The 11757-nt window shown below is 71.1% G+C and carries 11 protein-coding genes; 5 read left to right on the top strand and 6 right to left on the bottom strand.

The window, feature by feature from the left end; translation table 11 throughout:
* Positions 1 to 85: 85 nt before the first annotated feature.
* The 3 genes from ACZ49B_RS05950 to ACZ49B_RS05960 are packed head-to-tail and all read left to right on the top strand — an operon-like array spanning position 86 to position 3632.
* Complete coding sequence (locus ACZ49B_RS05950; RefSeq protein WP_468300838.1) at positions 86 to 610, top strand: PadR family transcriptional regulator; 525 nt, start codon at positions 86 to 88, stop codon at positions 608 to 610.
* Positions 607 to 1293 carry an ABC transporter ATP-binding protein gene (locus ACZ49B_RS05955; RefSeq protein ID WP_468300840.1) on the top strand — a complete coding sequence of 229 codons (687 nt, stop codon included), beginning with the start codon at positions 607 to 609 and terminating at the stop codon, positions 1291 to 1293. Before ACZ49B_RS05950 ends, ACZ49B_RS05955 begins: the two co-directional genes overlap by 4 nt.
* Positions 1290 to 3632, top strand: a complete 2343-nt coding sequence (locus ACZ49B_RS05960; protein ID WP_468300842.1) for an ABC transporter permease — start codon at positions 1290 to 1292, stop codon at positions 3630 to 3632. The genes ACZ49B_RS05955 and ACZ49B_RS05960 overlap by 4 nt, the downstream gene beginning before the upstream one ends.
* A 47-nt stretch (positions 3633 to 3679) precedes the next feature.
* Here ACZ49B_RS05960 and ACZ49B_RS05965 read toward each other — a convergent pair whose 3' ends face one another.
* Positions 3680 to 4627 carry a hydrogen peroxide-inducible genes activator gene (locus ACZ49B_RS05965; RefSeq protein WP_468300844.1) on the bottom strand — a complete coding sequence of 316 codons (948 nt, stop codon included), beginning with the start codon at positions 4625 to 4627 and terminating at the stop codon, positions 3680 to 3682.
* Positions 4628 to 4763: 136 nt separating this feature from the next.
* On the opposite strand from ACZ49B_RS05965, the gene ACZ49B_RS05970 reads away from it, so the two are divergent.
* On the top strand, positions 4764 to 5318 hold the full coding sequence (locus ACZ49B_RS05970) for a peroxiredoxin (protein ID WP_468300846.1): 555 nt from the start codon (positions 4764 to 4766) through the stop codon (positions 5316 to 5318).
* Between the two features lie 3 nt (positions 5319 to 5321).
* A complete protein-coding gene (locus ACZ49B_RS05975) occupies positions 5322 to 5861 on the top strand; it encodes an alkyl hydroperoxide reductase (RefSeq protein ID WP_468300847.1) in 540 nt (179 codons plus the stop codon).
* 77 nt (positions 5862 to 5938) lie between these two features.
* On the opposite strand, the gene ACZ49B_RS05980 is transcribed toward ACZ49B_RS05975, so the two are convergent.
* From ACZ49B_RS05980 to ACZ49B_RS06000, 5 genes are all read right to left on the bottom strand, one after another.
* Entirely contained in the window at positions 5939 to 6457 is a 519-nt protein-coding gene (locus ACZ49B_RS05980; protein WP_468300849.1) for a hypothetical protein, read from the bottom strand.
* Positions 6458 to 6611: 154 nt separating this feature from the next.
* Entirely contained in the window at positions 6612 to 8003 is a 1392-nt protein-coding gene (locus ACZ49B_RS05985) for an AI-2E family transporter (RefSeq protein WP_468300851.1), read from the bottom strand.
* Between the two features lie 108 nt (positions 8004 to 8111).
* On the bottom strand, positions 8112 to 8810 hold the full coding sequence (locus ACZ49B_RS05990) for an aggregation-promoting factor C-terminal-like domain-containing protein (RefSeq protein WP_468300853.1): 699 nt from the start codon (positions 8808 to 8810) through the stop codon (positions 8112 to 8114).
* Positions 8811 to 9234: 424 nt separating this feature from the next.
* Positions 9235 to 10551 carry a PhoH family protein gene (locus tag ACZ49B_RS05995; protein ID WP_468300855.1) on the bottom strand — a complete coding sequence of 439 codons (1317 nt, stop codon included), beginning with the start codon at positions 10549 to 10551 and terminating at the stop codon, positions 9235 to 9237.
* Positions 10552 to 10935: 384 nt separating this feature from the next.
* Entirely contained in the window at positions 10936 to 11697 is a 762-nt protein-coding gene (locus ACZ49B_RS06000) for an isoprenyl transferase (RefSeq protein WP_468300857.1), read from the bottom strand.
* Positions 11698 to 11757 lie beyond the last annotated feature (60 nt).

The following is an 11757-nucleotide window of genomic DNA, read 5'->3' on the forward strand; positions in this document are numbered from 1 at the left end:
TTCCGACGCCTTCCGGGCAGGCCGAAAGTCACCTCTACACCGCGGGTATACACCGTGCGTATACACCGCATGTATAGTCCTCTGCATGTCCATCGGTCACACGCTCCTCGGCCTCCTCGAGGCCGGCCCACGCCATGGTTACGACCTCAAGCGCGCCTTCGACGAGAGATTCGGCCAGGACCGCCCCCTCGCCTACGGGCAGGTCTACTCGACCATGTCCCGCCTCCTGAAGAACGGCCTCGTCGAGGTCGAGGGGATAGAGAGCGGCGGCGGGCCCGACCGCAAGCGGTACGCCATCACCGACGCCGGCATCACCGACGTCGACAGCTGGCTCGCCCAGCCGGAGAAGCCCGAGCCCTACCTCCAGTCGACGCTCTACACCAAAATCGTCCTCGCCCTGCTCACCGGCCGCAGCGCCGCCGACCTGCTGGACACGCAGCGGGCCGAGCACCTGCGGCTCATGCGCATCCTGACCCAGCGCAAGCGCAAGGGCGACTTCGCCGACCAGCTCGTCTGCGACCACGCCCTGTTCCACCTGGAAGCCGACCTGCGGTGGCTGGAACTCGCCGCCGCCCGCCTCGACCAGCTCGCCCGGGAGGTACGCCGATGACCCCGGCCGGCACCCTGCTCTGCGCCACGGACCTGCGCAAGGCTTACGGGCCCACCAAGGCCCTCGACGGCGCGGAGTTCTCCATCCACCCGGGCGAGATCGTCGCCGTCATGGGGCCCTCCGGCTCCGGCAAGTCGACCCTGCTGCACTGCCTCGCCGGGATCGTCACACCCGACTCCGGCACCATCACGTACGCCGGGCGCGAGCTGTCCGCCATGAACGACGCCGAGCGCAGCGCCCTGCGCCGCAGCGAGTTCGGCTTCGTGTTCCAGTTCGGCCAGCTCGTCCCCGAACTGAGCTGCGTGGAGAACGTCGCCCTCCCGCTCCGCCTCGCCGGCGCCAAGCGGAAGGAGGCCGAGCGGACCGCCCTGCAGTGGATGGAGCGGCTCCAGGTCGAGGACCTCGGCCACAAGCGCCCCGGCGAAGTCAGCGGCGGTCAGGGCCAGCGCATCGCCGTGGCCCGTGCCCTGGTCACCGGACCCCGGGTGATCTTCGCCGACGAGCCCACCGGCGCCCTCGACTCCCTCAACGGCGAGCTCGTCATGCAGCTGCTGACCGAGGCCGCCCGGTCCGCGAACACCGCCGTCGTCCTCGTCACCCACGAGGCCCGCGTGGCCGCGTACTCCGACCGCGAGATCGTCGTACGCGACGGCAGGTCGCGCGACATGGAGCGCATCGTATGAGGGCGCCCGGCACCCGCAGCTCCTGGGTCGAGGACCTCGTCATGGGCGCCCGGTTCGCCTTCACCGGCGGCCGCGAGGGCTGGACCCGCACCCTCCTCACCGGCATGGGCGTGGGCCTCGGCGTCGCGCTGCTGCTGGTCACCACCGCCGTGCCGAGTGCCCTGGCCGCCCGCGACCAGCGCGGCGCCGCGCGCGAGACGATCACCTCGCAGACCGCCGAGCAGCCGGGGCGCGACACCCTGCTGATCGCCCGCGGGAACATGTCGTACCACTCGGACGACATCGACGGGCGCCTCGTCCAGCCGGAGGGCCCGGACGCCCCGCTGCCGCCCGGTCTGGAGAAGTACCCCGGCCCGGGCGAACTGGCCGTCTCCCCGGCCCTCGACCGGCTGATGAAGACCGACGGGGGCGAGCTGCTCCGCGAGCGCCTCGACGGGAAGATCGTCTCCATCATCGGCGACGCGGGCCTGGTCGGCCCCGGCGACCTCTACTACTACGCCGGCACCGACCGGCTCGCCGCGCAGGCGCACGGCTCGTACGTCGAGCGGATCACCACGTTCGGGAACGCCGTCGAGGACCCGCCGCTCGACCCCGTCCTCGCCCTCCTCGTGGTGCTGGTGTTCGTCGCCCTGCTGACGCCGGTCGCCGTGTTCATCGCGGCCGCCGTCCGCTTCGGCGGGGACCGCCGCGACCGCAGGCTCGCGGCCCTGCGCCTGGTCGGAGCCGACGGCCGGACGGTCCGCCGGATCGCTGCGGGCGAGGCGCTCGCCGGTGCACTGATCGGCCTCGTGCTCGGTACCGGCTTCTTCCTGCTCGCCCGGCAGCTCGCGCCGCAACTGAGCCTCCAGGGGCGCAGCGTCTTCCCCGCCGACCTCGACCCGCGCCCGGCGCTGGCCGCGCTCGTCGCGGTGTGCGTCCCGGCCGCCGCCGTCGCCGTGACCCTGTTCGCCCTGCGCGGCGTGGTCATCGAGCCGCTCGGCGTGGTCCGTACGGCCACCCCGCGCAGGCGCCGGATCTGGTGGCGGCTGCTGCTGCCGCTGGCCGGTCTCGGCCTGCTGACCCCGATGGCGGGCCGCGGCAACACCCACGGACGGTTCAACCAATGGCAGGTCTCCGGAGGTGTGGTGCTGCTCCTGGTCGGCATCACCGCCCTGCTGCCCTGGCTGCTGGAGCGGGTCGTGGGCCGGCTCGGCGGCGCCGGAGGGGTCTCCTGGCAGCTGGCCGTGCGCCGGCTCCAGCTCACCAGCGGGAGCGCCGCCCGGCTGGTCAACGGGATCGCGGTCGCGGTGGCCGGGGCCATCGCCCTGCAGATGCTCTTCGCGGGCGTCGAGGGCGACTACACCCGCGACACCGGCCAGGACCCCTCCCGGGCCTCGATGTCCATCCTCACCCGCTCCGGAACCGAGGATCACGTCGACGCCCTCGGCAAGGCGGTGACCGGCACCAAGGGCATCCTCAAGGCCGTTGCGCTGACGTCCGTTTCCGCCTCCCGAACGCCGAAGGCGCAGGGCGATCCCATCGATCTCACGATCGGGACGTGCGAGGCGCTGCGCGAGGTCGGGCAGCTGCCCTCCTGCACGGACGGCGACGCGTTCGTCCTGACCGGCGCCGACCCCGCGCCCCGTCCCGTGACCCCCGCGCCGGGCGAAAAGCTGTTCACCGGGAACCTCTACGACCGCGAGGGCCCCGAGCCGAGCACCTGGACGGTGCCCGCCGGCGCGCGGACGGCGCAGGCCCGCAAGGACCCGAACGGCAGCCTGCGCACCGGCCTGCTGGTCACCCCGGCGGCCGCTCCCGAGAACCTGAGCGGCCGCGGAACGGCCGAGGTGTACGTCCAGCTGGACCCGAAGGTGCCGGACGCGCTGGAGCGGGCCCGGACCGCTGCCTACAAGGCCGACCCGCTGGCCACCGCCATGACCCTGCAGGCGGCCCGGACGACCACCGAGTTCAGCTCGATCCGCACCGGCCTGTTCATCGGCGCCACCCTGGTGCTGGTGCTGATCGGCGCCAGCCTGCTGGTCTCCCAGCTGGAGCAGCTGCGCGAGCGCAAGAAGGTGCTGTCCGCCCTGGTCGCCTTCGGCACCAAGCGCTCCACGCTGAGCCTGTCGGTGCTGTGGCAGACGGCCCTGCCGATCGCCCTCGGCCTGGCCCTGGCCACCGCCGTCGGCCTTTCGCTCGGCGCGGTGCTGATGCGGATGAGCAACGTGCCGGTCCGGATCGACTGGTCCTCGGTCGCGACGATGGCCGGCATCGGCGCCGGGGTGGCCCTGGCGGTCACCCTCCTCAGCCTGCCGCCGCTGCTGCGGCTGATGCGCCCGGACGGCCTGCGTACGGAGTGACGCCGGGCGCGCGCAGGCCCGTACGCCCGCTCCCGGCCCGGTCCGCCCTACTCGGCGGGCCACACCGGGAGCGGGCGTACGGCTTCGCGCAGGGCGCTCGCGACGGCCCGGAACTCCTCCTGGCGGGCCGTCCCCGTGCGCATCGCGAGCGCGATCCGCCGCGACGGCGCGGGCTCGGCGAAGTACCCGGTGGCCAGGTACTCGTTGCGGGCGGTCTCCAGCCGCAGCGCGGTACGCGGCAACAGCGTCACCCCCAGTCCCCCGGCGACCAGTTGTACGAGGGTGGAGAGCCCGGCGGCGGTCGTGGTGACGTCCGCCCCGTCGGTCCGGCCCGCCTCGCGGCAGATGTCCAGGGCCTGGTCGCGCAGGCAGTGCCCCTCGTCGAGCAACAGCAGCTGCAGGCCCCGCAGTTCCTCGCGCGGGATGTCCCTGCGCCCGGCGAGCGAGTGCTCCCGGGGCGCGAGGAGGACGAAGTCCTCGTCGAAGACGGGCAGTTCGGTGACCCCGGGGACGCCGAGCGGGACCGCGAGCAGCAGCAGGTCGAGCCGTCCGCCGGCCAGTCCGTCCAGCAGCGAGGAGGTCTGCTCCTCGTGCACCTGGAGGTCCATCCGCGGGTAGCGCCGGTGGAACAGCCCGAGGACGGTCGGCAGCAGGTAGGGGGCCACCGTCGGGATCACCCCGAGCCGCAGGATCCCGGTGAAGGGGGCCCGTACCGCCTCGGCCTCCTCCAGCAGCCCGCCCATGGCGTCGAGGACCGCCCGGGCCCGGGCCGCGATCCGCTCGCCCGCCGGGGAGAGCAGCACCTTGCGGGTGGTGCGCTCCAGCAGCTGCACGCCGAGGGCCTCCTCCAGCGCGGACACGGCGCCGGAGAGCGCCGGCTGGCTCATTCCGATGGCCGCGGCGGCGTCCCGGAAGTGCAGGTGCTCGGCGACGGCCGCGAACGCGCGCAGCTGGGCGAGCGTCGCCTGCTTCGCTCCCCTATTACCTACAGCCACTGATAGGCACCTCCGATCACCACGCTCGAGTCTAGCTATTTCCGTAATCAATCCTGCTGTGCCAGCATGTGAGATCCGTCCAACCCCCTCGGAAAACCCCCAAAAAGGGCTATTTCCATTTCTGCAAGGAGAGCACGTGCTCACTGTCGGTGACAAGTTCCCCACCTACGATCTGACCGCTTGCGTCTCGCTCGAGGCCGGCAGCGAGTTCGCCCAGATCGACCACAAGTCCTACGAGGGCAAGTGGCGCGTGGTGTTCTTCTGGCCGAAGGACTTCACCTTCGTCTGCCCGACCGAGATCGCCGCGTTCGGCAAGCTGAACGAGGAGTTCCAGGACCGCGACGCCCAGATCCTCGGCGTCTCCGGCGACTCCGAGTTCGTCCACCACGCCTGGCGCAAGGACCACGCCGACCTGCGTGACCTGCCCTTCCCGATGCTGGCCGACTCGAAGCACGAGCTCATGCAGGCCTGCGGCGTGCAGGGCGAGGACGGCTTCGCGCAGCGCGCCGTGTTCATCGTCGACCAGAACAACGAGATCCAGTTCACCATGGTGACCGCCGGTTCCGTGGGCCGTAACCCCAAGGAGGTCCTGCGGGTCCTCGACGCCCTGCAGACCGACGAGCTCTGCCCCTGCAACTGGAACAAGGGCGAGGGCACCCTGGACGCCGGCGCGCTGCTGGCCGGTGAGTGACGGATGTCCCTCGACTCCCTCAAGTCCGCCATACCGGACTTCGCCAAGGACCTGAAGCTGAACCTCGGCTCGGTCATCGGCAACCAGGACACCCTCTCGCAGCAGCAGCTGTGGGGCACGGTCCTGTCCTGCGCGATCGCCGCCCGCTCCCCGCGCGTCCTGCGTGAGCTGGAGCCGGAGGCGAAGGCGGCCCTGTCGCCGGAGGCGTACACCGCCGCCAAGTCCGCCGCCGCGATCATGGCGATGAACAACGTCTTCTACCGCACGCGGCACCTGCTCTCCGACCCGGAGTACGGCACGCTGCGCGCGGGCCTGCGGATGAACGTCATCGGCAACCCGGGCGTGGAGAAGGTCGACTTCGAGCTGTGGTCGCTCGCCGTCTCCGCGATCAACGGCTGCGGCCAGTGCCTGGACTCGCACGAGCAGGTCCTGCGCAAGGCCGGCGTCGACCGCGAGACGATCCAGGAGGCCTTCAAGATCGCCTCGGTGATCCAGGCCGTCGCGGTCACCCTCGACGCCGAGGCCGCCCTCGCCGCCGAGTAGTTCTCCTCGTACGAGGCCCAGGGCCCCCGCAGCCGTTCCCGGCAGCGGGGGCCCTGTCGTTCACGTGCGCCGGCCGTTCACTTGCGCAGGGCCGTCATCAGGGCGCGCATGTCCTCGATCATCGCCGACTTGATCGCGTCCCCGTCCGGCTCGAAGCGGGCATCGGGCCCGAACCACTGGACTTGCAGCGTGAACACCGTCCCGCCGTCGAGCACTTGGAGCCGGGGTCCGCTGCCGCCGCCTCCGTCGTGGAACTCCGCCCGTTCGCCGAGCCCGGGGACCTGCTCCACCGTGCCGGGGCCGCCGTCGAACATGCCCCAGCCGGCCCTGGGTCCCGTGCCGAACTCCGCCTCGGGGTCGGTCTTCTTGTGCAGCTCGGTCATCGCCTGCACCTGATAGGAGACCTGACCGTCGACGTAGTCCCCGTTGTAGCTGCAGTACGACCAGTCCAGCCCGGGATGCTCGCCGTGGGTCGGGAAGCCGCGGCCCGGCTCCACCTCGGTCTTGGCGAGCGCGGCCAGGCGCCCCGCCTCGCACAGGTCCTCGACGTGCCGGTACGAGATGCGCGGCGTATTGGCGAAACGATCCTGCGCCACCAGGACCCCCGCCCAGACGGCCGAGGCCAGTACGGCCCCGCCGAGGGCCCATAACCAGGCCGTACGAGCCCCCCGTACGCGCTCGCGCGGGGCGTCGGGCTCCTGCGCCGGCGTGGCCGGCCGGCCGGAGTCCCACTCCCCCTCGAGCTCGGGCTCACTGATCACGCCCGGCCTCCCGCGCGGCCTGCTCGAACGCCGTCGAGCCGTGCGGACCGGGGCCGATCGCCGCGGCGCCGTGCAGGAGCTGGTCGCGGGAGTAGGCCCGCAGGTAGACGACCACCGTGTTGGTGACGGCGACCAGCGGGACCGCGACCACCGCTCCGCCGATGCCCGCGATCATGCCGCCCGCGGCCACCGACAGCACCACCGCGAGCGGGTGCACCCGTACCGCCCGGCCCAAGATGAAGGGCTGGAGCACGTGCCCCTCGATCTGCTGCACGGCCAGCACCACGGCCAGCACCATCAGCGCGGTCCAGGGCCCCTGGGTCACCAGGGCGACGACCACCGCGAGGGCGCCCGAGACCACCGCGCCGACGAGCGGGATGAAGGCGAACAGGAAGATGAAGACGGCCAGCGGCACCGCCATCGGCACCTTGAGGAAGTAGATGCCGAGGCCGATGAAGATGGCGTCGATGAGCGCGACGAGCACCGTGCCGCGGACGTACGCCGTCAGCGTGCGCCAGGCGCGCGGACCGGCGCCCGCGACACCGGGGCGGGCGGCGGCCGGGACCAGGCCCTGCACCCAGGTCCAGATGCGCTTGCCGTCGTAGAGCAGGAACAGCGTCGAGAACATCGCGAGCAGGATGCCCGTGAGCACCTCGACGAGCACCGTCACGCCCTGGAGGCCGGCGGAGGTGATCTGCTCGGTGTTGGTGCCGATGGTCTCGCTGAGGTTCTTCGCGATGTCGTTGATCTGCTTCTCGGTCACGTGGAACGGACTGTCCAGTGCCCAGAGTTTGAGCTCGTTGATGCCGTCGCGGACGCGGGCGGAGAGGTCGTCGAGGTTCTCCATGACCTGCCAGACCACGAACCAGCCGACCAGCCCGATGACCACGAACCCGAGGATCGCGGTGACGGCGGTGGCCAGCCCGCGCGGCAGGCCGAGGCGCCGCAGCCGGACCACGAAGGGCTGGAGCAGCGCGGTGACGAGCAGGGCGGCGGCGAAGGCGAGGACGACCAGGCGGACTTCGCTGATCACCTTCATCACGACCCAGAGCATCCCGGCGAGCAGCAGCAGCCGCCAGCTGACCTCGGCGGCGACGCGCATGCCCCACGGGACCACGCTCACCGGGTCGGGACGCCCGCGCAGGGCGGCCGGGTGCGGGTGGCCGGGCTGCTCGACGGGAGAGCCGGGCTCCGGGGTGGGCGCGGGGGCTGCCGGAGCCCCCGCGCTCGCGCCCGTACGGGCGGCGCCCGGAACGGCGGCCGGAACCTGAGCGGTGCCGATGGTCTCCGCCTCGACCTCGGCACGCCGCTCCTGGAGCCGCGCCTCCATGCGGCTCAGCCTGTTCCCGAGCCGGCCGAGCCAGCCTGCCCTCTTCGCCATGATCTTCCCTTCCCCCGCCCGTGGACACACCTCGAAAGACCGTACACGCGAGGAGCCCCGCACCGTAGGACGGTGCGGGGCTCCTCGAGGTTGAGCGGGTGGCCGGTACTAGTACCAGCCGTTGGCCTGGTGGAAGCTCCAGGCGCTGCACGGGCTGTGGTAGCGCTCGTTCATGTAGTTCAGGCCCCACTGGATCTGGGTGGCCGGGTTGGTGCGCCAGTCGTCGGCGACCGAGGACATCTTCGAACCCGGGAGCGCCTGGACCAGACCGTACGCGCCCGAGGACGAGTTCACGGCCTTGTAGTTCCAGGTCGATTCCTGGTTGATGATGTTCGAGAAGCACTGGAACTGCCCGGCCGGGACGATCTGGCGGGCGATTTCCTTGACCTGGGCGACCGTGTAGGAGCTCTGGACGGCGAAGTCTCCGGCGCTGCGGCTCGCGGAGCGGCTGGCGACCTGCTCCTTCTCGTCGCGTTCCTTCTTCGCCTTCTCGTCGGCGGCCTTCTGCGCCTCGGCCTTCTTGGACTTGGCGTCCTCGGCGGCCTGGATGCGGGCGGCTTCCTCGGCGACGCGCTTGGCATCGGTGTCGGCGCCCTGGGCGATGGCATCGGCCTGCTGCGTCAGGGACGCGTTCTGGACCTGTGCCTGATCGCCGACCGGGATGTCGGCGAGGAGGGTCGCCCCGGACGCGGTGGTCTCGAGATCGTTCGAGGCGGGGTCGCCAGCGGCAACGCCCACGACTGCGCCGACGGTGGTGACTGCGGTGGCCGAAGCCACAGCGAACCCCCGGACCGAGATCCGGCTCACACGGTGTCCTTCCAGCAGCGTCCGCAGTGACCGGGCGGGCGCAATAGTGCCCCTCGACACTGGCCTCCGTGGTGCTGCGATCACTGGAGGCGCGGGCCCGTGGGCAACTCCCTTACGGGGGTTGCCGCGTGGTGCTCGGGCGGCATACGGCGAACGACTGTGGAGTTGTGGTGCTGCTTGCACCTCCCGTCGAAGTAACGGGAGATACAGGTGTGCCGTATGCGGGGCCTGACGGAAAACAGACTCTGCCGGACCCCGACACCGCAAGGCAATTCTCCGTTGCGTGGGAAAGGTCACACCTGGCATGTTGCCGTCGGTTTCCTCAAAGGGCTGTGCAGCACGACGCCGCCCGGCTAGGCTCTCGGGCCTTTGCCGGGCGGCGCCAACTCTCTTTCCCGCTATGGGGGTTTTACCCCCTTCGCTCCTACAGGGACTCGAGCATCTCGGTGACCAGTGCGGCGATCGGGGAGCGCTCGGAGCGGGTGAGCGTGACGTGCGCGAAGAGGGGATGCCCCTTCAGCTTCTCAACGACCGCCACCACGCCGTCGTACCGGCCCACCCGCAGGTTGTCCCGCTGGGCGACGTCGTGGGTCAGAACAACCCTCGAATTCGCGCCGATCCGGGACAGAACGGTCAGCAGGACGTTCCGCTCGAGCGACTGCGCCTCGTCCACGATCACGAAGGCGTCGTGCAGCGAGCGCCCGCGGATGTGCGTGAGCGGCAGGACCTCCAGCATCCCCCGGTTCAGCACCTCCTCGATGACCTCGCGCCCGGCCACCGCCGAGAGGGTGTCGAAGACCGCCTGCGCCCAGGGGCTCATCTTCTCGGAGGCGTCCCCGGGCAGGTACCCGAGGTCCTGGCCGCCCACCGCGTACAGCGGCCGGAAGACCATCACCTTCTGATGCTGCCTCCGCTCCAGCACGGCCTCCAGGCCCGCGCAGAGCGCCAGCGCCGACTTTCCGGTGCCGGCCCGGCCGCCCATGGAGAGGATCCCGATCTCCGGGTCGAGCAGCAGGTCCAGGGCGATGCGCTGCTCGGCGCTGCGGCCGTGCAGCCCGAAGGCCTCGCGGTCGCCCCGTACGAGCCGTACGTTGCCGTCCGGGGTGACCCGGCCCAGGGCCTTGCCGCGCTCGGACTGCAGGACCAGCCCGGTGTGCACGGGCAGTTCGGCGGCCTCCGGTACGTACAGCCGCTCCTCGGAGTAGAGCAGGTCCACCTGCTCCCCGGACAGCGCGAGCTCACTCATGCCGGTCCAGCCGGCGTCGGTGATCGCGAGCTCCGCCCGGTACTCCTCGGCGAGCAGCCCCACGGAGGAGGCTTTGATGCGCAGCGGGAGATCCTTCGAGACGACCGTGACGTCGTAGCCCTCGGCCTGGAGATTGCGGGCGACCGCGAGGATCCGCGAGTCGTTGTCCCCCAACCGGAAGCCGGCCGGCAGGACACCGGGGTCGGAGTGGTTGAGCTCGACACGCAGGCTGCCGCCCAGATCGCCCAGCGGGATGGGTGCGTCGAGGCGACCGTAGCGAACCCGGAAGTCGTCGAGCAGGCGCAGGGCCTGACGGGCGAAGTAGCCGAGTTCGGGATGGTGCCTCTTTGCCTCCAGCTCGGTGATCACCACGATCGGGAGCACGACCTCGTGCTCGTCGAAGCGGGTGATCGCGTTGGGGTCTGCCAGCAGGACGCTGGTGTCGAGGACGTAGGTCCGCCTGTCGGGCAGGCGGCGCTTTGTGCTGGTCACCACGGAAGGACGTACCCCCTCGGAAGAGGTCGGGCCATGAAGACCGGACCGGTCATCGGCACCCATGCCGGGGCCGATTTCCGGCCCTCCCATTCGTCCGTGCGAACCGCACGTGCGTCCTGGCGCAAAGGGCCTCCCGGGCGGACGACCCCATGCCGTCCGCTGAGACTCGACACCCGTGGATCGGGCATCGACCTGAAAGGGATATTCCCCGATCAGGCCCGGCCATGCCATGGCATATGACGGACGCTCGGTGAATCCCTGGTGAAGGCCTTGCAGGGAGGACGGCGGGGGCCGGGGGGACCCCCGGGAGTACGGCGACGGCGCGCCACCGGAGGTCCGGGGCGCGCCGCGAGAGGTGCCGAAAAGTGCCGTGCCGAGGGGGTGTCAGGCGCCGTAGCGCCGGTGGCGGGCGGCGTAGTCGCGCAGCGCCCGCAGGAAGTCGACCTTGCGGAAGGCCGGCCAGAACACTTCGCAGAAGTAGTACTCGGAGTGCGCGCTCTGCCACAGCATGAATCCGGACAGCCGCTGCTCGCCGCTGGTGCGGATGACCAGGTCGGGGTCGGGCTGGCCGCGCGTGTAGAGGTGCTCGGCGATGTGGTCGATGTCGAGGATCTCGGCGAGCTCCTCGAACGAGGTGCCCTTCTCCGCGTGCTCGAGCAGCAGGGAGCGGACCGCGTCGGCGATCTCCTGGCGGCCGCCGTAGCCGACGGCGACGTTGACGAGTATCCCGTCGACGTCGTGGGTGGCCTGCTCGGCCTCCTTCAGCACCGACTGCGTCTGCGAGGGCAGGATGTCGAGGTTGCCGACGTGGTGGACGCGCCAGCGGCCGTCCCCGGCCAGTCCCCGGACCGTGTTCTCGATGATGTTGAGCAGCGGGCGGAGCTCGACCTCCGGCCGGTCCAGGTTGTCCGTGGACAGCATCCACAGGGTGACGACCTCGACGTCGGTCTCGGTGCACCAGCCCAGCATCTCGGAGATCTTGTCGGCCCCCGCCTGGTGGCCCTGCTCCGTCGTGCCTCCGGACGCCTTCGCCCAGCGCCGGTTCCCGTCCAGGATCACGCCGATGTGCTTGGGCGACGCGTCATGGTCGAGGCGACCTTCCACCCGGCGTGCGTAGAGCCTGTACACCAGGTCGCGCAGCTTCACGATCTTCCAGCCCCTCCGTGCAATGCCCCCGTGCGAAATGCGGTCCTTCCCCCGAGGCCG

The sequence above is a fragment of the Streptomyces sp. NPDC031132 genome, assembly GCF_055570595.1.

Coding starts and splice junctions, on each gene's coding strand:
- ACZ49B_RS05955 (WP_468300840.1), top strand. CDS start 607: ATGACCCCGGCCGGCACCCTGCTCTGCGCCACGGACCTGCGCAAGGCT.
- ACZ49B_RS05960 (WP_468300842.1), top strand. CDS start 1,290: ATGAGGGCGCCCGGCACCCGCAGCTCCTGGGTCGAGGACCTCGTCATG.
- ACZ49B_RS05975 (WP_468300847.1), top strand. CDS start 5,322: ATGTCCCTCGACTCCCTCAAGTCCGCCATACCGGACTTCGCCAAGGAC.
- ACZ49B_RS05950 (WP_468300838.1), top strand. CDS start 86: ATGTCCATCGGTCACACGCTCCTCGGCCTCCTCGAGGCCGGCCCACGC.
- ACZ49B_RS05985 (WP_468300851.1), bottom strand. CDS start 8,003: ATGGCGAAGAGGGCAGGCTGGCTCGGCCGGCTCGGGAACAGGCTGAGC.